Here is an 18,451-nt window from a genome sequence, read left to right on the forward strand (position 1 = left end):
TCCGGGGTTCCACCAGTAGCCCGCCGTGATCCTAGTCGCGAGCCGAGATCCACTCTTTGAATCACTCGAACGCGTGGTGTCGCAAGCCATTTACCGAATGAATGTTCTATATCGCGCGCTCACGCGCAAGCCGCATGCCGAAAGATCCGTTTCGCGACTGGGAAGACGGGCAGCTGTGCGGCCAAATGTCCTCCCTGGCTGGGCTTTTAGCCTGATGGTGCTCCTGTTGTCAGTGGCCCCGATTAGGGTGGTCCGAACGCCGCAACGTCGCAGTGTCTGCACGTTGAAGCGCTGCTTGGTGTGCGTCGAGCTGGGGGAGGAACTTCACGATGCTGGTCGGTTCTGTGGGGGCGGCTCACGGCTTGCCGTCAGCCGCATCGGTCAGGTGAGGCTGTGACGACTTGGTCACCGGGAATGCCCTTCGAGGCAGTCCTGGCAAACGCCCCCATGGACTACATACGTCGGCACCTCGGCGATGAGCTGTGCGGCCTCCTGGACCTCATCGAGGGAGGCCGGGCGGGTGATGAGCGGTTGCGAGCCGTCGCCGCGATCGCGATCGACGCCGAGCTCCTGGTGGCAGACGAGGACGAGCGCGCCGTACTGCTCGGCCTTGTTCCCGGTCCCAAGCAGGCGGAACTGGCCCAACGGCTCGGGGCGCTGGGCGACGAGCAACCGCTGGAGTACCTGCACACGCTGAAGTGGACGCCTGACGAACGCCGGGAGCTTCTGGAGTTCTTCGGCTTCACGGTAGAGCGCGCACAGCCTCAAGTCCCCGCCTACAAGCGGGAGACAGCACCCGACTACGCCCTATTCCCCCATCAGCTCCGCGCGGCACGCCGGACCAAGGAGCTGCTGTACGACGGCCCCCGCCGGGCCGTGCTGCACCTGCCGACGGGCGTTGGCAAGACACGGACCGGCATGAGCATGATCTGTGACCACCTGCGACAGTACGGGCCGACCCTGGTGGTGTGGCTGGCCCACGGGCAGGAACTGCTGGAGCAGGCCGCGGCCGAGTTCGAGCGCGCCTGGAGCAAGGTCGGCGACCGCCCCCTGCCGGTTCTCCGTGCGTGGGGCGCCGTTTCCCCGGGCCTTGCGGACGTGACCGATGGGCTGGTCGTCCTTGGGCTGGAGAAGGCCGTCTCAACCGCCAAGTCGGACCCGCAGTTCCTGCGCACCCTGGCCGCCCGCACCACTCTGACCGTGTTCGACGAGGCACATCAGATCATCGCCCCCACGTTTCAGGGCGTAGTGGATGACCTGACGGTACGCCATGACTCCAGTCTGCTGGGCCTCACCGCGACCCCGGGCCGCACGTGGGCGGACATCGCCAAGGACGAGGAACTGGCAGACTTCTTCTCCCGCCAGAAGGTCATGCTGGAGATCGAGGGCTACACGAACCCCGTGACAGCCCTCATCGACCAGGGCTACCTGGCCAAACCGATCATGCGCACGGTGGCCGCGGAAGCCGGCATGCACCTGTCCGCCCGGGATCAGCAGAACCTGGCGCGAGCGTTCGAGATCCCGGACAGCCTCATCGCTGAGCTCGCGAAAGACGAGCAGTGGAACCTCAAGGTTGTCCAGACAATCATGGAGCTGCTTGAGAAGCAGCACCGCCGCATCCTCGTGTTCGCGGCATCGGTGCAGCACTGCCGACTCATCGCCTCCGTGCTGTCCGCGGCTGGCCTCGACGCGGTATTCGTGACCGGCGAGTCCTCGCCGCGGCACCGAAGCGACGCTATCCGTCGTTTCAAGAGCGCGGCGCGGCGCCCGATGATCCTGTGCAACTTCGGAGTCCTGACCACGGGCTTCGACGCACCGGCGGCCAGCGCCGCCGTCATCGCCCGGCCGACCAAGTCCCTCGTGCTCTACAGCCAGATGGTCGGCCGGGTCATCCGCGGCCCCAAGGCCGGCGGCACTGAAACATGCGAGATCGTCACCGTCGTCGACCCGGAGCTCCCCGGGTTCGGCGACGTCGCCGAAGCATTCACCAACTGGGAAGATGTATGGGAGACAGCGTGACCGGCGAAGGAAACAACTACCGGATCGTCAGCCCTTCGCTGACCGTCAAGGCCATGCGCGACAGCGGCTACAAGAACACCGCCTACGCGCTCGCCGAGCTGATCGACAACAGCATCGACGCGGAAGCCACGCTGGTTCAGGTCTTCGCTTGCGAGAGCCCCATCGAAGGTGCCGCCCAGACCAGGTACCGAGTGGACAAGATCGCAGTCCTCGACGACGGCAAGGGCATGGACAGCGAACTGCTGCGCCGCGCTCTGAAATACGGAGACGGGCTCGGAGACGACCGCACCCGAATCGGCCGCTTCGGCATGGGCCTGCCCAACTCCAGCATGTCCCAGTGCACCAAGGTCGAGGTCTGGTCATGGAAGAACGGCGCTGCAAACGCTCTGTACACCTACCTTGACCTGGAAGAGATCACCAAGGGGCAGGATGAAGTTCCCACCCCTGTTCCCCGCCGTGTGCCGGAGTATTGGGACGACCTCAGCGAGGTACCCCTGGGCACCAGCGGCACCCTCGTCGTCTGGACGAACCTGGACCGCGTCAAGTGGCACAGTGCCGGCGCCACCCTGCGCAACACCGCCGAACTGATCGGCCGTGTGTACCGGCACTACCTGAACGACGGCTCCGTGGACATCAAGATGGCGCCCGTTCGCGACGGGAAGGTCCTCGAAGGAAACAACGGCGCCTACTACGCCGAGCCCAATGACCCTCTGTACCTCATGGCGAAGACCGGAACGCCCGCGCCGTTCAGCAGTAGCCCCATGTTCGAGCCCTTCCCCATGGGCAACGAGGCGGAGCCGGGGGTCTACCGCTATCCCATCACGGTCGATGGCACACAGCACACCGTAACGGTGCGCGCATCCATCGCCCGGCCTGAAGCCCGCCGTTCCGATGTCCCCGGCCATCCGTGGCCCGACGATGCCAACCCGAACCGGGACCCTGGTGCTCAGAAGTGGGGGCAGCACGCCCGTCGGAACATCGGCGTCTCGCTGGTCCGAAAGGGTCGCGAGCTCGACCTCGATACCTCGTGGGCGATCGGTTACGACCCCGTGGAGCGGTGGTGGGGCGTCGAGGTGGACTTCCCGCCCGAGCTCGACGAGGTGTTCGGGGTCACGAACAATAAGCAGACCGCCGTCGTGTTCTCGTCACTCGCCGACTTCGATTGGTCGGCTGAGCAGGACCCCGACGAGACGCCCAAGCAGTTCAAGGACCGTTTGCGGGAACTCGGCGACCCCCGGCTGCCGCTGATCGACCTCGCCCAGTACCTCAAGGGCCTCCTGGGCAAGATGCGCAAGAAGCTGAGGCAGCAGACGCTGGGCGGCCGGAAGGGCAAGAAGCGGTACGACCAGGACGTCACCTCCAAGGCCACGGACGCCGTCAAGCGCCGGCAGGAGGACGGGTACACCGGTACGACCGACCTCCTCGCCGAGGAGGCGACGGAAGCCGACAAGCGCCAGGAGCAGCTGACCGCGCTGACCGAGCGACACCACGTCGACGAGGACACCGCCCAGACCCTGGTCGACGAGGCCCTGGAGAACGACTGGCGCGTCCGCTGGATCTCCAGCCCCCAGGACTCATCCGCCTTCTTCAACATCGACCTGCTCGCCGGCATGCTCCAGGTGTCGTTCAACACGGAACACCCCCTGCACAGCAAGCTGATGGCCGTTCTTGAGGACGTGCCTGAGGACGCGAACGACGCAGAGCTCCGCCAGCGGCTCGCCCGCGCCACCGAGACCTTCAAGCTGCTCATCTTCTCCTGGGCACGGATGGAGGACGAGATCCCCAATAAGAAGGCGCGCCGGGTCATCGCGGATGCCCGAAGCGACTGGGGCCGGTACGCCCGTGACTTCATCGAGGACGGGAGCGAAGAGGAGTGACGCAGCCGGACCATGTCTGGCAGCAGATCGCAGACATGATGGAGGGTGCCGGCGAGGAGGTGGTCATCATCGCCCCTTTCATCAAGAAGGCGATCTTCGAGGAGACCATCTCCGCTGTGCCCTCCTCCGTCCAGAAGATCACGTGTGTCACGCGCTGGACCCCGGCGGAGGTAGCCGCCGGGGTCTCAGACCCGGAGATCATCGAAGCTGCCCAGAGCGACGAACGCATTTCCATTGCCTTGTGTCCGTCCCTCCACGCCAAGCTCTACCGTGCCGACGGCCGCTGTCTCGTCGGCTCTGCCAACCTGACTGGCAAAGCCACTGGACGCGTGCCGAACGCCAACGTGGAACTCCTGCTGGAGGTGCCGATCGACCACCCCGAAGTACAGCGCGTCCTCGGCGAGATCAACACCCGCTCGATCATAGCCACATCCCACACGGCAGCCCTCATACGGCAGCAGGCAGAACTCCTGAGAAGCGAGCGCGTCACTCCGCCATCTGAGGACGAAGCAGCCCCGTATTGGTTCCCGGAGACAAGAAGACCGGCGAACGTCTACGCCCTTTACAGCGGGCGACAGAGATTCACCTCGCTGGTCGAGGCCGGCATCGTACGAGACCTGGCCAGGCTCGATGTTCCCGCTGGCCTCCCGGAGGACGCCTTCAACAGGGAGGTCGAGGGCCGCCTGCATGCGATTCCGGAACTCGGTCAGCTGACCACAGAGCAGCGTCTCAGCAACATCGAGCTCCAGCGGGCCATCGCCGAACGGACAGGTGACACAGAAGAACAGGCGCGCAGGACGGCCGAGACGCTCGCGGCCTGGCTCCAGCACTTCGGCCGGTACTACACCGAAGTGGGGTCGTGGGAGCTGCGACCCGGCATAGAGCACGCCTAAGATCACAGCCACGGCGTGGCCAGCACACCGCCGACGAACACGAGCACAGGGTGATGGGGAAGGCCGTCTCATGGCAGAGGTACGCGTCCCGTTCCTCCTCGGGCACGCCGAGATCGCCTTCCTCTTCCACGTTGAGCGGCAGACATCCCAGAGATGGCGTACAGCCGGCACGCTCGCCGAGCCCGATCTGATCGCATCCGGCAATCCATACTGGCTGCTGAGCACGGCCATGCGACTCGACGGCGAAGGCGACCGCATCGCCGACCGGGAACGGCTAGCGACCTACAAGGCCGGTGTCCCCCATGGTTACGACCCAGAGGGCAAGGAGAACCTCCCGGTCGTCGTCGGTATCCAGGAAGCAGCACGCGTGCTCGGCCAGAACGCTCAGACCATCTCTCGGTGGCGGAACCGGCACAAGATCGCCCAGGCCGACCTGCTCGTCTCCGGCTCGCCGCTCTGGCTCCTTGAAACGATCCTGGACGACGCGCGGCAGCGGCAGCGAACCGTCGTGGCCTCCGAAGTCGCCGCGCTCCGTGCAGGACAGCGCACTCCTCAGAAGCCCCGTGGCCGAAGGCCGAGCGCCCCGGAGGCAAGTCCGCCGCGACAGCCACCGCCTGCCGCACAGACGTTCACCAGCGATAACCACAGCGCCGCAGCTGAGTTTCTGGCGTCCGTTCTGGCCCAGGGATACTCCGTCACCATCAAGCCCCGGCGATAACTCATCACCACGGCCCATGGCAGCCCACGCCCCCGTTTAACTCGATGTTCGCCGACAGCAGTGAGAGAAACACTTGCCTCTATCAGAGATCATCCATAGTGTCTCTCATATGTCGATCTTGCAGCGCACCCACGGAGCCCATGACGCTAACCCCACCGACTCCGCCCCACAGACCGCTTCCTGCCAGCCCGACCCCATGAAGGTCGTCTCCTACGGAGGCGGCGTGCAATCGACGGCACTACTGGTGCTGGCGGCCCGTAGGGAGATCGACTTCGAGACCTTCCTCTTCGCCAACGTGGGCGATGACAGCGAACACCCGGCAACACTCGCCTACGTTCGTGAGGTCGCCATGCCGTACGCCGCCCGGGCGGGCCTCGATGTCCAAGAGCTCAGGCGGCGCCGACGTGATGGAACGAGCGAGACGCTCATGCAGCGCTTGCACCGGCCGGCCACGAGGTCGATCCCTATCCCAGTTCGCATGGCGAACGGGGCTCCGGGCCGACGCAACTGCACGGCAGACTTCAAGATCAAGGTGATTGGACGGTGGCTCCGAGAGCACGGAGCCACCGCGGAGCATCCGGCTGCGGTGGGTATCGGAATATCGCTCGACGAGATCCACCGCGCCAACCGGCGTCGGCGAGAGCCTCACGAGATCATCGAGTACCCGCTTCTCGATCTCGGACTCCGCAGGACCGACTGTGAGCGCCTCATCACGGAGGCGGGCCTCCCAGTGCCGCCGAAAAGCTCCTGCTTCTTCTGCCCCTTCCGCACTGTCGACGCTTGGCGGCACCAGCGCAGGCACGAACCCGACCTGTTCGCCCTCTCGGTGGAGCTCGAAGAGACCATCAACGAACGCCGGGCTGCACTCGGACGTGATGCCGTTTACCTCACGAGGTACGGCCGCCCGCTTGCGCAGGCGATCCCTGAAGAGGGCTTGCCGAGCTGTGACGCCGACGACGGGGACGGTTCATGCGACTCCGGCTGGTGCATGACCTGAGTCAAAGGGTACGGCCGGGGACGGAAGCTGATCCTTCCGTCCCCGGCCTTCGCTTCGCACCAACGAAAGAACCGCCGGTCGGGTCGGATCCCTAGGTCAGAGCTCCGGCGGCTCGCCAGGCTCAAGGTGGAGAACCGCAAGGTATTCGCTGTAGGGCATCTCTTCATCCACCCACTTACTGCCGTCAGCGCCATCTGGGATCAACCTGCCGTCGAAGAGGTACTTGTCCTCATCGAGAAGCACAACACCCCCCTCTTCCAGGGCTGCAGCCAGCAGAACCTGTATGCCCAGCATGACGGCCGTGGTCGCTTCCCTGGCAGCACAGATTTCCTCGTGACCAGCAGCGTGGATCTTCGCATCCACATCGTCGATCGGCTCCGGAACTCCTACGAGCCCGTGCACCGTCTGACGGTGCAGAGCAATCGCCGCGGCGACACCGGATGCGACGGACCCAGCGATATCGGCGGGGTGATTGTGCACGTGGGCTGTGAGGTGCTCAGCGACCGCGCGTGAGTGCAATGGCCAGACGTCGGTGCGGTGAGAGAGCTGGCGCTCCGCCCTCTCGATGGCGGCAACGGGCTGCGAGCAGTCCGCGTACAGCACTCTGACGAATCCTTCGAGCGCCGCCCGAACGTAGCCGAGCCGCACGAGGTGCAGCTGCCACTCCTCCATCATCTCCGACCAGACGAGGTCGAAGTCGCCGCCGGCGGCGCACATGCCCCCATCGTCGTACGACATATCAAGAGTCACCGTACGCAGCCCCTGGGCAAGGCGGAGCCACCTGTAAGCGTTCTCCCAACTGGCTTGCTCCGCGGCCCCACCGCCCGAGGCATGCTCCACCCAGTCGGTGAGTTCACGGACGTGGTCCTCCGGCGCAGCAAGCCCGAGTGTGGGCACGGTGCGGTACGAGGGCAGGCAGGGGCCCTCCGTGTGAGTGGTGGTCATATGCGGAGCGTCTCATGTCCCACTGACAACGGGGACCGAGCCGTGCGCCATTCTGGCCAATGCGGCGGCTTCAGGTGCAGTCGGGACGCCGCACCAACCGATGTCCCTTCACAGCCCTGCCACATCTGGTCAGTTCGCGTTCCCAGCCCTCCTCCGTACCGATCAGGTGGGGACTCTCGTACAGGCCGGCACGGACCTCGGCTTCTGTCAGACGCCGGTACTTCGGCGCGTCCGGGTCGTCGTCGGCCAGAAACTCGTGCTTGCGATGCAGAAGTGGGCGGTTGACCGAGTCGGCGTAGGAAGTGAAGGAGGACTTAAGGGTCCTCAAGTCGACGGCGTAGGAAGCGGCCAGTCGAGGGTGCGGGTCCGTGTCGAACTCCGGGTAGTCGAGCCAGCTGACGCCTCGGCCTTGGTGGCGGAGTTTCACGACCGACCACTCGCCAGGCCGGCCGGCGGCGATGCTGGCGCACTGCTCGTACAGGCGCAGCACCGTCGGGATGCGATGGAGAGCGCGCCGGTGGACGTACAGAGCAGTGGCAGTGAACTTTCCCGCGATCGACCCATTCATGGCCCGGCGAACATAGGCGTCATCGCGCAGCTTGAACAGCAGGCGGTCTGCCCGCTTGCATGCCTCCGTGTACGACGGAAAGAAGGCGCGGATGTCGAGCTGGACGGGAAGTGGCAGACTGCTTGCCGGGCCTCGGCCATGGAACAGCTCGACGGCGAGGAAAAGCAGCGTGTCGAGAGCAGCCCGTTCTGCACCCCGTTCCACCTTCACGGGGTCCGCCTCCTGCTCGGCAAGGCGCTTCAGCTCGGCGGGACGGAGGTGACCGAGGAGGCTAATGATCGGCTGCGGCATTTCCTCCAGCTGCGGCATCCGGCCGCGCTGTTCCAAGTGGGCGACGACCGCACTGATCGCCGACGCGGTGTCCTCGGATGCCAACCACTCGCCATCAGGCGCGATCTGTCGGGCCAGGTAGCTGAGGCGTGCCGAGTCGTCCTTGAAGGCGTACACGATGCCGGGCGCCGCTGACAAGCAGCGCACGCCCGTGGCTTCCTCGACATAGTCTCGGAGCTCTCCGGCGGCGTAAAGGTGTTGAAATGTCCGGCGCTGGGTGAGGATGCCGTCACCGTACTCGATCCCCTTGATCTGGTTGCGCTCCCAGCGCAACCGCGCAGACACGACCAGCACGGAGCTAGCCAGCTCCCAGGCTCGCAGGAGCGTCCGCCGCCGTTCTGCGGGGTCCTCGATGACGTTAAGCACATACGTGAGAAGTACGATGTCAGCCGGCCGACGCTGCCCCTCCGGGAAATGCACTGGGTCCCAGCCCGTGACGTCAAGGCCAAGGTGCTGAAGTGCGCGCACATCGCCACCGCGCCCGCACCCGTAGTCCAGGACTGCCATCCCAGGCCGCAACTGGAGATCGCCGAGGGCACGCCGAGCGGGAAGCGAGAGTCTGGCACGGCCGATGGCCGTGTGATGTCGCTGACTTCCCCAGAGCTGTTGTGTCATCGGTGTCCCTCGATACAACGGACCTGCCGGCTACGACTTCACCGCACCCTACGCTGGCACGTCCTCCTAGATCCAGAGAGGCAGCAAATGGGCAGTTACGGAAAGTTGGTAAGGGACCGGATTCCTGAAATCATCGCAGCCGAGGGGCGCGAGCCGATCACATACGTTGCCTCACCCGGCGAATACCACAGACGGCTCCGGGAAAAGCTGACTGAAGAAGTCGCCGAGTTTCTATCCGCGGACGACGCTGTCGCCCTAGGCGAACTTGCCGACGTCTTGGAAGTCGTGCATGCCCTCGCTATGAGCCTCGGCATCGACTCAGTAGCGCTAGAAGAACTGCGCCAGGCAAAGGAACGGGAGAGAGGCGGTTTCACACGTCGGATCGTCTGGACGGGAAACCGGTGATATGCAGATCGGGCTCACCAAAGGGCGGCCGGACTGGCAGATGGAGAGATAAGCATCCAGGCTCGTAGCCTTGATGCCAACGCACTTACTCGAGCTCAAGAGATCGCCCATTTACTCAGGTCGCCATGACTGCATCGAGATACTCTTGCACCGGCCCGAACAACCCATATGGCACGTACTTCGGGATATCGTCATGGGCGACCCACGCAAACTCGGCCAACTCCTCGGCGTCCGCAACATGGGCAGTACCGGCCACCACCTCACAGGCCGTGTACGACATCAACCGACCCGTCTTCGGGTGGATCCGCTCGCCGAGCAGCTTCACAGCGGCCACCTCTACCCCGGTCTCCTCGTGGGTCTCTCGTACGGCGGCGTCTTCGCGGGTCTCGCCCGGCTCAATTTCGCCGGCCGGGAACTGCCACGAGAGCTGTCCCTCGCTGACCCGGCGCCGCACCATTAGCACGCGCCCCTCGCTGACGACGATGGCCGCGGCAATGCCCGGCTGCTCCTCCGCTTTCTGCTGTGTCACGTCTGCTCCTCCAGGACAGCCAGGATGGGTGGGAAGATCGTATCTACGGGGATGAAGCGGGGGACCGAGTTTCTTGGGACCCACATGACGTCGATGTTCTCGACTGCGTCGGTGTTGCTGGCTTCGCCCGCCAGGTATTCGCAGAGGAAGTACTCACACAGCACGCCGGTCACGGGATGAAGCCGGTTACCAAGGCGCTGCCGGACCGCACAGTGGACGCCCGTTTCGTCCAAGGTTTCCCGCACGGTGGTGGTCTCCGCCTTGGCTCCTGGCTTGATGACACCGGCCGGGAACTGCCAGGTGATCCCGGCGGCGTCGTCGTCGCGCCGGCACACGAGCAGTACATCTCGGTTACGAATGACCACAGCGATGGCCACGCGCAGCGCCTGGGCACCTGACGGTGTCGAATCTGTCGGGCCCCGCTCCTTCGCCAGCAGTAGCGTGAAGCGCTGCCGCGCAGCCGCGGGAGCTTGTTCGTAGGCCGTGTCGAGGAGCTGCTGCATCTCCCTGCGAGGGACGACGGACGCGTCGGAGTGCCAAGCGGCCACGGTTCTCACGGCGATGCCCAGGTGAGCGGCGAACTGTTCGTTGCCGAGACGTAGGGCGGACTGCAACAGGCAGGCGTAGCGGCCGGTCCAGCGCTCGACCACGTCCATGATGCTGCCCCCTCATCGTCGCTCTGGTGCAGGAACCTGCGCGCGGAAGGTGCACTCCTACCGCACTGGCACTGCATGGTCACGCAGCTGGAGCGTCGGAAGAATCGGAGTCGCCAGGAGCCGGGCAAGCACCCACCACAGGCTCAACCCTTGGGCAGGCCACAGAAGGGACGAGTGCACCAGACGATCACGTGGGGATTCTAGGTGCGTATCACCGGCGGACGACAAGGGAGGCAAAGTTGGCTGGATCGGTCACCTCGGTTGGCTGGTCAGCGATGCCATGCCGACGTCCACCCATCCGGGGTATTGCATGCTCGCCCGAGCACCCCAGGCGGCGCCGGTAACCTCAATTGGTGACGGATGATTGACCGTCATATGCCGTTGCTGGCAAGGCGAAAGGGAGCCATGTCCGAGGTTGAGGTACACACCGTCGAGCGCACGCTCGTCCTGCTCAAGCCCGATGCGCTGGCGCGTGGCCTGGCAGGAAGGATCATCGCGCGGTTCGAGGACGCCGCGCTGAAGATCGTCGGCACCAAGATGAAGTGGATGGACGAGGAGTTCACCCGTCGGCACTACTTCGACCTTGAGGAACGGCTGGGCTCGGAGGTCTACAACGTCACGTCGACGTTCATGCAGCAGGGCCCGGTCATCGCCCTGGTGCTGGAGGGCTTCGACGCCATCGCCACCGTCCGCAAGATCGTCGGCAGCACGTACCCGAACCAGGCTCCGGCCGGCACGGTGCGGGGCGACTTCTCGCACTACAGCGCCGCGGCCAGCATCGCCTCCGGCAAGGCCGTCGCGAACCTCGTACACGCTTCCGGCAACGCGGAGGAGGCCAAGCAGGAGGTGGAGCTCTGGTTCGACAAGGGCGAGCTGCATGACTACAAGACGCTGGCCGAGATCTACACCTACTAGCAGCGGGTCACGGCGTCACTGTGGGGACGCCGTCGCGTTGATCACCACTGGGGCACGACCGTCTGAACCGAGAGGGCACCATGACCAACCAGACCCGCCTGGCCTCCACCGACGAGCTGGAGTCGATCTTCCAGCGTGAGCTGGCGACCGACCTGTGGGCGGCCACCGAGACCGCGTATGCCCTGGCGGCGCGCCACCGCGACCTGGGCGACTGGCCCGCTTCGCGTGAGTGGGCCGAGCAGTGCCTCCGTCTGCTGGAGGGCTTCCCCAGCGAGACGGAGGAGCAAGTCGCCACCGGCCGCACGTCGGTGGGAGGCGTCCAGCTGCCGACCTACCTGCATTCAGGTGTCGTCCAGGAGCGCTTCGGCGCCCTGGGCTGAAACCCACCGATCCCCCGGGGTGATGCGGCCGGGACGGAATTGGCCGCATCACCCCGCGTTCGACCACCAACCCCATAGCGATCGCCCGACCGGACAGGCCCCGAACGGCAGGGTCCGGCTAGCTTCGCCATGCCTGAAACGAGGAGGCACAGCCCCGTGGCCGTCGAGATCGAGATGCGCGCCCGCTTCACCAAGGAGGTTCACGACCAGCTCGTCACCCGCCTGAAGGCGGACGGGGAGGACCTGGGCCCCGACGACAAGCACATCTACTTCTACGTGCTCCCCGACCAGCTTCTGAAGGTCACCGACAACACCGCTGCCGGCACCGCCAAGATCACACTCAAGGGGAGCAAGATCGGGCAGGGCGCGGCATTCGCGGAGACCGAGTTCGCCATCGCCCCAGCCGACGTTCCCGCCGCGGTAAAGGTGTTCAACGCCCTCGGATTCGAGACGACGATGCACGAGGCGTTCAACTTCCGTCACAACTTCCGCCTCGACGGCGTCGAGATCGCGGTCAAGTGGAGTGAGGCGTGGGGCTACCACGCCGAGTTTGAGGTCCTGCTGGAGGACGGCGCCTCGGACGCCGCCCGCGCCGAGGCCGAGGCCAAGATCACGGACGTCGCCACGACGCTCGGCGTGACCTTGATGACGGAGCAGGAGCTGGCCGACTTCACCGCTGCCTTCGAGGCGGCCGAGAAGGAGCGCAAGGAGCGCGAGCAGCAGGCCGCGCCGATCCGGTAGGGGACATCACCACGGAGACCACCAAGGGGGTGGGCACGAGTGAGCACGACCCCGTTGACCGCAAGTCTGATCGATCTGGCTGCCCGAGGGCAGCTCCCGCTCCACCAGCACATGGACCACGCCACCGTCGCATGGATCAGCGACAACAGGCCCGACCTCCCGCCGGCGCCACAGCCAGCCTTGCGCCCGCAGTCGAAGGAGTTGCTCGCGCACGGCGGTCTGCCCACCCGATGGTGGGCAGACCCTCGCCTGTACACCTCGCTCCACGGAGTCCGGCACGCCATGAGGACGGCGGCGCTCGCCGCCCTCCTCGCCGAGGTGAACGGCCTCGCCGAGGCCGACGCCGCCACCGCAATCCTCGCCGCCGCCATCCACGACTGCCAGCGGCGCCACGACCAGGACGACCGCGGACACGGCGCCCGCGCGGCCATCTGGCTCGCTGCGAACGCTGATACTGTCTGGGGCCACTTCGCCCTCACCGCGACACCCCGACGGATCGTGCAGGCATGCACCGCCATCCGCCTGCACGACATCCCGTACGAAGCGTTCACCGCAGACGACAAGGCCGACCACGCCCGGGCCGAGCGCATCACCGACGTGGTCAAGGCCGCCGATGCCCTGGACCGCTACCGTCTGCCGAAGCTGAAGTGGTGGCCGGACGCCCGGTACGTCCGCGAGCCCGCCTTCGACCAGCTACGCGGTCTCGCCTTCAACCTGGTCCTCGTCTCCGAGCGGGCCCACCTCGCCGGGGCCAGCGGCACCACAGCCGTCCGCTACGCGCTCGCCGAGAAGGGCCTGGTCTAGCCGTGGACTTCCTCGACGCTTACCACCTGTGGGCCGACGCCCACGCCTTCTTCGACTCCACCCTCATCCCCAGTCCCTCCGACGACACCGACCCGCTCGCCACTCAGGCCGCAGGCTGGGACAGACGGCTCGCCCAGGACACTCCGAACGGCCACCTGTTGCGGCAGAACGCCCTCTTCGAAGCCCTGAGCGGCAACGGCAAGCTGCACCTGCTGCACGTCACCCACGCTCTGGAGGAGATCAGCCGGCAGGGAGTGCTCTACCCGTCGGGCGGTTGCCTCGTCGGAAGCATCTACTGCGCGCCTCTCACCGCAACCGACCAGGGCTTCCGTATGCACAACCTGGGCGCCTACGTCCTGACCAAGGAAGCGCCGACCTTCCTGGCCAAGCTCGGCGTCACCGACCGCGTCCCCACCCCGCTGATCTTCGAGATCGACACCCCGCCTCAGGTGTACCGCGGGCTCGCCGGCGTGGACTACCTGCGTCTGGGCCTCATCCACCTGCAGATCTACAGCCACCTCGAATATCTGCTGAGCAAGAACGAACGACACCAGCTGCGCGAAACCGTCGTCAGCCGCGTCAAGAATTCGGCTGCGTTCCTCGCCACTGCTGCCGCCGTCGCCTACCAGGGCACTCGGGTAGAAGCCGATCCGTTCCTCAAGCTGCTTGACGAGACGATCCCCCGCCTGCCGATCCTCGGCTACCTGTACTTCGAAGCGGTCGCTGAATACCTGATGCTCCACTCGGTCTCGCACCAGACCCAGCGCCTGGCCGAACTCGGTGAGCTGAACAACTGGCTATACAAGGAGATGCTGTTCGCCACCTTCCCCACCATGGCCGGCAAGTTCGACCTGACGAGGTTCCGTCCCCGCCCGAAGCAGCTCTCCGCGCTCATCCACCGAGTCGACCCGACCATCGATGCCAGCCACGCGAGCGCGTACTTGGTCGAGCGGATCAGCTATCTCGCCGCAGCCCGCTTCTTCGCACCCGGCAACGCCCCCGAAGCCTGGCACCACACGCGCTGGGAGTTCGACTCCCTGGCCACCCAGCTCGGCCCTCTGCTGGGCCATCTCATCCACCGGGAGTTGCGCACATTCGGCCGCTACCCCGACTTCTACTTCTACTTCGACCAGCACAAGGCGCTGCAAGCCTGGAACTACTGGAACCACATGGACATCGTCGCCCCGTTCAACGGCACGATGCCCAAAGGTGAGGTCGGCATCAACCCGGCCTACCCCAACCTCGACTACCGCGTCTGGCGCGCCGAGCAGGACGAGGCCGGGCACCTGCACCCGGCCGAGGAGCTCTCGCTGACCATCGCCCCGCGACTGGTGGACATCAAGTACACCCTCATGCGCAACAACCAGTGGTCCCCCGCACCTAGCGCCGCCTGAGCACCAGCGGATCCACCCATCACAAGCACTCTCGCACAGGAGCCCCCGTGATGAGTCCCTTCGGTGTACCTTCCGTCGACCTTCTCAGCGAGCAGATCGAAGCCGCCCTCGTCGACCCCGCCACCACCCACGGCCTTGCCCGCGCCCTCCGGGCCGCCTCCAAGGAGATCAAACTCCACCGCTACCACCACGCCAGCCGCCACGCCTGGCCCAACGGCCGCATCGACGACAAGCCCGCCAAGGTCCAGATCGGCGGCGGGGCCCATCGCATCGACGGCTTCTTCAACATCGACCTCGTCCCGCCGGCCGACCTCCTCTGGGACATCCGCGAAGGAATACCCCTTCAGGACGACAGCGCCGAGGAGATCTTCTCCGAGCACTTCCTGGAGCACATCGACTACCCGCGCTCCGTGAAGCACTATGTCCGAGAGGCCCACCGAGTCCTTGTACAGGGCGGCCGGATCGTTACTGGTGTTCCCGACGCCGCCCTCGCCCTGAGCCAGTACCCGGGCGCCCTGGAAGGCTCCGACGAGATGATCCGGCGCTGGTACGCCAAGCGCGACGGCCTCGGCGACATCAACACCCGCCTCGACCTCGTCAATCTCGTCTTCCGAGACCAGGACGACGACCCCACGTACACCCCGCACCTGTGGGCCTACGACCACGACAAGCTTGTCCAGCTCTTCACCGAGGCCGGCTTCACCACCGTCGAACCCTGGACGTTCGACCCCACCATCGCCAACCCGAAGCGCCAGTGGGGCAGCGTCTACGTCATCGCGACGAAGTAGCGCGCCCGCCCAGCCGTCGGCGCAGACAGGAGCCTTCGGCTACCAGTAGCGCTAGTCGGCCCGACGCACGGCACGAGGACTCTCCGCCGCTGAGCCATTGCGCGGTGAGCCAAGACGTTCAGCGCACCGTGTGAGCGTGGAGCAGCGCAACATAGCGCGGGGTCGCCGGTTAGCCAAACCGGCGACCCCGCGCATCATTGGTAGTCCACCGCCACGTCCTGTCCCTACGTCGAAAGGCATCACCCGACGAGCCCGGACCGCCCACACGAGCAGGCACGACCGAGGAACCCGCCAGCGATCACGCCGCCGCGTAGCTCGCCAGGAACAGATCTTGCGCCCGCTCCACATCCCTCGGCGTACGCAACTGCACCTCCAGATCACCCGTCCCGTGGTGACCGAGACCAGAGACATCCCGGGTGAATCCCGGGACAAGGTCGACGTCCTTCGGGTCGACCTTCAGGTAGACCAGCAGCTTGCTCCGCTGCGGCGGACACAGGCAGGCGAAGTTCCGCAGCCGCTGGTACGCCCAGTACGTCTTGCGCTCCACGCGATTCACACCGTCCCCGAGCCCGAGGAGGACTTCGTCGACCGCGCCCGCCAGCTCAATCATCGCCGCACCCTGGACGTCGGCCACTGCCTGGACAACAGACCGGCGCCGTGCCCGTCGGGCCACCTGCACGCCGCCGCTCACGGAGGCCACGGTCTCAAGCCCGAGCAGGTCGCTGCCGAAGAGTCGGTAGCGGACCAAGTCGATCGAGCGCCGGTGCTCGCGCACGGCGTGCACGTCGTAGCGGGTGAAGTCGCCGGCGATGCAGATGAGGCGCGGGCCGCTCCACAGGACCTGGGACGCGGCCGTCACCCCGAGCCGGTCGCGGACCAGGTGCTCGAACTCAGCCCGGTGGTCCATCAGCCACGCCAGGTAGAACAGGCCCTGATTGATCACGCCGGCATCCGTGCCCCGCTTGTACTCGACGATGACCGGAGAGCCGTTCTCGTCCAGCCCGAGCGAGTCGATCCGGCCCCCGTGCACCGGTCCGGTGCTGTATTCGCTCGCCAGGAACCGGACGCCCAGCAGCGTCTCCATATGCGCCTCGACGAGACCCTGTACATCGGCCTCGATCTCAGCAAGACGCGGCATGACCTCGGTCATGCCGCTATTCGTCGTCTCCGTGCGGAACAGCTTCAGGCCCGACACCTTCCCCTCCTCGGCTCGGAGATCGACAACGTCGGGCAGGTGCGGATTTGTTTCCGCTAGGGCCTTCGGAGCCGTAATGAAAGCGCAAGTGCAGGCTGCTCGGTGGCCCCCGCATCCCTCCTGCGGAGTTGCTGCCCACGAACCAGCACGGGAGCCTCACCGGCTCCCAGCACGATCCCAGCACGGTAGAGGTGAGCAGGGGTGATGACAGGTGACAAGGGATCAGATTTCCCAGCACCATCCCAGCACGGGAAAAAACCAGGGGCCCGACTCCTGAGAGTCGGACCCCTTCTGACCTGCACGTTTGCCAGGTCAGCGACGTGGTGGTATGTCACCCGCTACACGTTGAAGCGGAACTCCACCACGTCCCCGTCCTGCATCACGTAGTCCTTGCCCTCCATGCGGGCCTTGCCCTTCGCGCGGGCCTCCGCGACCGAGCCCGTTTCGACCAGGTCGTCGAAGGAGATGACCTCCGCCTTGATGAAGCCCTTCTGGAAGTCGGTGTGGATGACTCCGGCGGCCTCGGGGGCGGTGGCGCCCTTCTTGATGGTCCAGGCGCGGGATTCCTTGGGGCCGGCGGTGAGGTAGGTCTGCAGGCCGAGGGTGTTGAAGCCGACGCGGGCGAGGGTGGCGAGGCCCGGCTCGTCCTGGCCGACGGACTGGAGGAGCTCAAGGGCCTCCTCCTCGTCCAGCTCGGCGAGGTCCGCCTCCAGCTTGGCGTTGAGGAAGATCGCCTCCGCCGGGGCGACCAGCGCGCGCTGCTCGTTCTTGAAGTCCTCGTCGATCAGTTCGTCCTCGTCGACGTTGAAGACATAGAGGAAGGGCTTCGTCGTGAGCAGATGCAGGTCGTGGAGCAGCTCCGCGCGCTCGCTGCCCTGGACGATGCCCTGCGAGAAGAGGGTGTCGCCCTTCTCCAGGATCTCCTTCGCCTCCTCGACGGCCTTGACCTTGGGGGCGATGTCCTTCTTGATGCGCGACTCCTTCTGGAGGCGCGGCAGGACCTTCTCGATCGTCTGGAGGTCGGCCAGGATCAGCTCGGTGTTGATCGTCTCGATGTCGTCCTTGGGCGAGACCTTGCCGTCGACGTGCACGACGTTCTCGTCCTTGAAGGCGCGGATGACCTGGCAGATCGCGTCGGACTCGCGGATGTTCGCCAGGAACTTGTTGCCCAGGCCCTCACCCTCGCTCGCGCCGCGCACGATGCCGGCGATGTCCACGAAGTCCACCGTCGCCGGGAGGATCCGCTGCGAGTTGAAGATCTCCGCCAGCTTCGCCAGCCGGGCGTCGGGGACGCCGACGACGCCCACGTTCGGCTCGATCGTGGCGAACGGGTAGTTGGCCGCCAGCACGTCGTTCTTGGTCAGGGCGTTGAACAGGGTCGACTTGCCGACATTCGGCAGACCGACGATTCCGATCGTGAGCGACACGTTGCGACTTCCCGTACGTGAGGATGAGGACTGGATCAGGACTGGCGGGTGGGCCTGGCCGACTGGGACGCGTGGGCCGATCCACCAGTCTACGGCGTGCCCGCGCCCACCCCGGCGGCGTATCGAACGCCTGGCCAAGCCGCCGCCCCGGCGTGTCTGTCGGCCTATTCGGCACATAAACCGACCTAAGTTGGTCCAGTGGAGCAACCCAGGACGCGATCCGCGCAGCACACGCCGCGAGGCGGCAGGCCGGCG

18 protein-coding genes are annotated in these 18,451 nt (G+C 65.9%); 12 read left to right on the top strand and 6 right to left on the bottom strand.

Annotated elements, in window-relative coordinates:
• The first annotated feature begins 414 nt into the window (after positions 1 to 414).
• The 5 genes from N4P33_RS05530 to N4P33_RS05550 all read left to right on the top strand — a co-directional run bounded on the left by N4P33_RS05530 (position 415) and on the right by N4P33_RS05550 (position 6,504).
• A complete protein-coding gene (locus N4P33_RS05530; protein ID WP_260825121.1) occupies positions 415 to 2,019 on the top strand; it encodes a DEAD/DEAH box helicase in 1,605 nt (534 codons plus the stop codon).
• Positions 2,016 to 3,896 carry an ATP-binding protein gene (locus N4P33_RS05535; RefSeq protein WP_260825122.1) on the top strand — a complete coding sequence of 627 codons (1,881 nt, stop codon included), beginning with the start codon at positions 2,016 to 2,018 and terminating at the stop codon, positions 3,894 to 3,896. Before N4P33_RS05530 ends, N4P33_RS05535 begins: the two co-directional genes overlap by 4 nt.
• Positions 3,893 to 4,789 carry a phospholipase D family protein gene (locus N4P33_RS05540; protein ID WP_260825123.1) on the top strand — a complete coding sequence of 299 codons (897 nt, stop codon included), beginning with the start codon at positions 3,893 to 3,895 and terminating at the stop codon, positions 4,787 to 4,789. The genes N4P33_RS05535 and N4P33_RS05540 overlap by 4 nt, the downstream gene beginning before the upstream one ends.
• A 70-nt stretch (positions 4,790 to 4,859) precedes the next feature.
• Positions 4,860 to 5,507 carry a hypothetical protein gene (locus tag N4P33_RS05545; RefSeq protein WP_260825124.1) on the top strand — a complete coding sequence of 216 codons (648 nt, stop codon included), beginning with the start codon at positions 4,860 to 4,862 and terminating at the stop codon, positions 5,505 to 5,507.
• 196 nt (positions 5,508 to 5,703) lie between these two features.
• Positions 5,704 to 6,504 carry a phosphoadenosine phosphosulfate reductase gene (locus tag N4P33_RS05550; protein ID WP_260825125.1) on the top strand — a complete coding sequence of 267 codons (801 nt, stop codon included), beginning with the start codon at positions 5,704 to 5,706 and terminating at the stop codon, positions 6,502 to 6,504.
• A 96-nt stretch (positions 6,505 to 6,600) separates the two neighbouring features.
• On the opposite strand, the gene N4P33_RS05555 is transcribed toward N4P33_RS05550, so the two are convergent.
• Positions 6,601 to 7,449 (bottom strand): hypothetical protein, encoded by an 849-nt coding sequence (locus tag N4P33_RS05555; protein ID WP_260825126.1) that lies wholly within the window; start codon positions 7,447 to 7,449, stop codon positions 6,601 to 6,603.
• A 70-nt stretch (positions 7,450 to 7,519) separates the two neighbouring features.
• Positions 7,520 to 8,962 (bottom strand): DNA phosphorothioation-associated putative methyltransferase, encoded by a 1,443-nt coding sequence (locus N4P33_RS05560; protein ID WP_260825127.1) that lies wholly within the window; start codon positions 8,960 to 8,962, stop codon positions 7,520 to 7,522.
• Between the two features lie 87 nt (positions 8,963 to 9,049).
• Here N4P33_RS05560 and N4P33_RS05565 point away from each other — a divergent pair, with 87 nt between their 5' ends.
• Entirely contained in the window at positions 9,050 to 9,367 is a 318-nt protein-coding gene (locus N4P33_RS05565) for a nucleoside triphosphate pyrophosphohydrolase (RefSeq protein WP_260825128.1), read from the top strand.
• Positions 9,368 to 9,482: 115 nt separating this feature from the next.
• Here N4P33_RS05565 and N4P33_RS05570 read toward each other — a convergent pair whose 3' ends face one another.
• Together N4P33_RS05570 and N4P33_RS05575 are read right to left on the bottom strand one after the other, a co-directional pair.
• Complete coding sequence (locus tag N4P33_RS05570; RefSeq protein ID WP_260825130.1) at positions 9,483 to 9,896, bottom strand: NUDIX hydrolase; 414 nt, start codon at positions 9,894 to 9,896, stop codon at positions 9,483 to 9,485.
• Entirely contained in the window at positions 9,893 to 10,552 is a 660-nt protein-coding gene (locus tag N4P33_RS05575) for an NUDIX hydrolase (RefSeq protein ID WP_093721423.1), read from the bottom strand. Before N4P33_RS05575 ends, N4P33_RS05570 begins: the two co-directional genes overlap by 4 nt.
• 405 nt (positions 10,553 to 10,957) lie before the next feature.
• Between N4P33_RS05575 and N4P33_RS05580 the strand changes: the two genes are divergently transcribed.
• The 6 genes from N4P33_RS05580 to N4P33_RS05605 all read left to right on the top strand — a co-directional run bounded on the left by N4P33_RS05580 (position 10,958) and on the right by N4P33_RS05605 (position 15,574).
• Positions 10,958 to 11,467 (top strand): nucleoside-diphosphate kinase, encoded by a 510-nt coding sequence (locus tag N4P33_RS05580; RefSeq protein WP_093721422.1) that lies wholly within the window; start codon positions 10,958 to 10,960, stop codon positions 11,465 to 11,467.
• An 80-nt stretch (positions 11,468 to 11,547) separates the two neighbouring features.
• Positions 11,548 to 11,847: a hypothetical protein gene (locus tag N4P33_RS05585; protein WP_093721421.1), complete on the top strand. Its 300-nt coding sequence runs from the start codon at positions 11,548 to 11,550 to the stop codon at positions 11,845 to 11,847.
• A gap of 156 nt (positions 11,848 to 12,003) precedes the next feature.
• Positions 12,004 to 12,588, top strand: a complete 585-nt coding sequence (locus tag N4P33_RS05590) for a hypothetical protein (RefSeq protein WP_260825131.1) — start codon at positions 12,004 to 12,006, stop codon at positions 12,586 to 12,588.
• A gap of 39 nt (positions 12,589 to 12,627) precedes the next feature.
• Positions 12,628 to 13,392 carry a hypothetical protein gene (locus N4P33_RS05595; protein WP_260825132.1) on the top strand — a complete coding sequence of 255 codons (765 nt, stop codon included), beginning with the start codon at positions 12,628 to 12,630 and terminating at the stop codon, positions 13,390 to 13,392.
• Positions 13,393 to 13,394: 2 nt separating this feature from the next.
• A complete protein-coding gene (locus N4P33_RS05600; RefSeq protein ID WP_260825133.1) occupies positions 13,395 to 14,786 on the top strand; it encodes a hypothetical protein in 1,392 nt (463 codons plus the stop codon).
• Between the two features lie 50 nt (positions 14,787 to 14,836).
• Positions 14,837 to 15,574, top strand: coding sequence for a methyltransferase domain-containing protein (locus N4P33_RS05605; RefSeq protein WP_260825134.1), 738 nt, complete (start codon positions 14,837 to 14,839; stop codon positions 15,572 to 15,574).
• A 298-nt stretch (positions 15,575 to 15,872) separates the two neighbouring features.
• Here N4P33_RS05605 and N4P33_RS05610 read toward each other — a convergent pair whose 3' ends face one another.
• Together N4P33_RS05610 and ychF are read right to left on the bottom strand one after the other, a co-directional pair.
• Entirely contained in the window at positions 15,873 to 16,769 is an 897-nt protein-coding gene (locus N4P33_RS05610) for a DUF5655 domain-containing protein (protein WP_260825135.1), read from the bottom strand.
• A gap of 338 nt (positions 16,770 to 17,107) precedes the next feature.
• Positions 17,108 to 18,196 carry a redox-regulated ATPase YchF gene (gene ychF, locus N4P33_RS05615; protein WP_260825136.1) on the bottom strand — a complete coding sequence of 363 codons (1,089 nt, stop codon included), beginning with the start codon at positions 18,194 to 18,196 and terminating at the stop codon, positions 17,108 to 17,110.
• Positions 18,197 to 18,451 lie beyond the last annotated feature (255 nt).

The organism is Streptomyces sp. 15-116A, from assembly GCF_025290915.1.
Classification (GTDB): Bacteria; Actinomycetota; Actinomycetes; order Streptomycetales; family Streptomycetaceae; genus Streptomyces.